The organism is Actinosynnema sp. (assembly GCF_052038725.1).
Genome location: NZ_JBQGCX010000756.1, coordinates 1 through 1,856, shown reverse-complemented (window position 1 = coordinate 1,856; position 1,856 = coordinate 1). Strand labels below are relative to the sequence as shown.

Genomic DNA, 1,856 nt, shown 5'->3' with positions numbered 1-1,856 from the left:
CGCCGCCACCACCGCCACCCGCCGCGAGATCGCGCTCGCGCTCAAGAGCGGCAACTTCGGCCCCGACGACCTGTTCACCTCGGCCTGGGACGCGCTCGCGTGAGCGCGGCGGAACAGCTCGCCGAGGCGGGCGCGCGCGTGGTCGAGGCCGGGCTCAGCCCCGGCAGCAGCGGCAACATCAGCGTCCTGGACGGCGACCGCGTCCTGCTCAGCGGCACCGGCGTGCCCCTGGGCGAACTGGGCCCCGAGGACATCGCCGTGCTGGACCTGGGCGGAACCCACCTGGGCGGCGCACGTCCCTCGAAGGAGTGGCCCCTGCACGTCGCGTTCTACCGCCGCTCCCCCGAGCACCGCGCGGTCGTGCACGTGCACTCCCCGTCCGCCGTCGCCGTGGCCTGCCTGGAGCCGTGGGCCGAGCACAGCGCCGTCCCGCCGCTCACCCCGTACTTCGTGATGCGCGTCGGCCAGACCCCGCTGCTGCCCTACCGCGCCCCCGGCGACCCCGGACTCGGCGCGGACCTGCTGGAGTGCCCCTGGGAGCTGCGCGCGGCGCTGCTGGCCAACCACGGTTCGGTCGTGGCGGGCGCCGGGCCTGCGGAGGCGGTGGACCGGGCCGTGGAACTGGAGGAGGCCTGCCGCATTACCCTGCTGACCAGCGGACTGGCCCGCAGGGAGCTCGACGCGACCGCGATCGCCGAGCTGTCGCGGCGCTGGTCGAGCCCGTGGGGCGGGCGCGCGGACCGATGAGGAGTTGACTGAACAGATGGCGCCGCTCATCCCGGAGCAGCGACGGCAGGAGATCCTGCGCAGGCTCAGGCAGGCGCAGGTGCTCAGCTACCACCAGCTCACCGAGCTCCTCGGCGTCAGCCACATGACCATCCGCAGGGACATCGCCGCGCTGGAGAAGCTGGGCAGCGTCGAGGTGACGCCGGGGGGCGCGAAGATCGCCACCAGGCTGCTGCGCGAACCGGAGCGCGCCGAGAAGATCGGCTCCGACCGGGCGGCGAAGACCGCGATGGCCCGCGCCGCCGCCGCGATGGTCACCGACTCCATGACGGTGTACCTGGACGCCGGGACCACGGTGCAGGCCATGCGGCCGTTCCTGGACGGGGCGCGGGACCTGACCGTGGTGAGCAACGACCTGGCGACCGTGGCCGACTTCTGCGACCACCCCGGAGTCGACCTGATCTGCCTGGGCGGGCGGGTGGAGGTGTCGAACCGGTCCACGGTCGGGCGGCTCGCGACGCTGGCGCTGCGGGAGCTGTCGCTGGACGTGGCGTTCCTGTCGTCGAGCTCGTGGGACGTCGAGCACGGGGTGAGCACGCCGGTGGAGGCGAAGGTCGACGTGAAGCGGGCGGCGCTGGCCGCGGCGACGACGTCGGTGCTGGTGGCGGGGAGCGCGAAGTACGGGCGGTTCGCGCGGTACCGGGCGCTGCGGCTGGAGGAGATCGACACGATCGTGACGGACGACGAGCTGTCGGACGAGGCGGCGGGGTTGGTCGAGGGGGTTGGGGTGACGCTGGTCCGGGCTGGGGCGGGTGACGGCGGGATCGGGGCGGGGTCGGGCGACGGGGTGGCTTGAGCGGGGGCGCCTTCTAGAGAGGAGGCGTGTCCTCCCCGCGCACGCGGGGGGGCTCCCGCTCTCCAGCCCTCGTCTACCCCCGCCTCTGCTCGGGAATCACCCTCGGCCTCCGGGCGCCAGCCACCACCCCGTTGCGCACGTGCCGGGCCGCCTCCCGCTCCGTCCACCCCTCCACGCCGATGTGCCCCGCCGCCGCGTCCAGGATCAACTCCTCGGCCTGCCGCTCCCCCAACCACCCCGCGCCGACCAGCTCCCCGAGCCTGCACGCGGCCGT

2 protein-coding genes and 1 pseudogene are annotated in these 1,856 nt (G+C 74.4%); 2 read left to right on the top strand and 1 reads right to left on the bottom strand.

Annotation, left to right across the window (positions count from 1 at the left end):
* The first annotated feature begins 99 nt into the window (after positions 1-99).
* Positions 100-747: a class II aldolase/adducin family protein gene (locus tag ACTUAL_RS15700; protein ID WP_096494802.1), complete on the top strand. Its 648-nt coding sequence runs from the start codon at positions 100-102 to the stop codon at positions 745-747.
* 4 nt (positions 748-751) lie between these two features.
* The gene (locus tag ACTUAL_RS15695) at positions 752-1,582 is read left to right on the top strand and encodes a DeoR/GlpR family DNA-binding transcription regulator (RefSeq protein WP_440900782.1); all 831 of its coding nucleotides are present in this window, start codon (positions 752-754) and stop codon (positions 1,580-1,582) included.
* Positions 1,583-1,655: 73 nt separating this feature from the next.
* Here the strand turns inward: ACTUAL_RS15695 and ACTUAL_RS15690 are convergent.
* Positions 1,656-1,856, bottom strand: a pseudogene (locus ACTUAL_RS15690) (bifunctional DNA primase/polymerase); the annotation flags it as partial.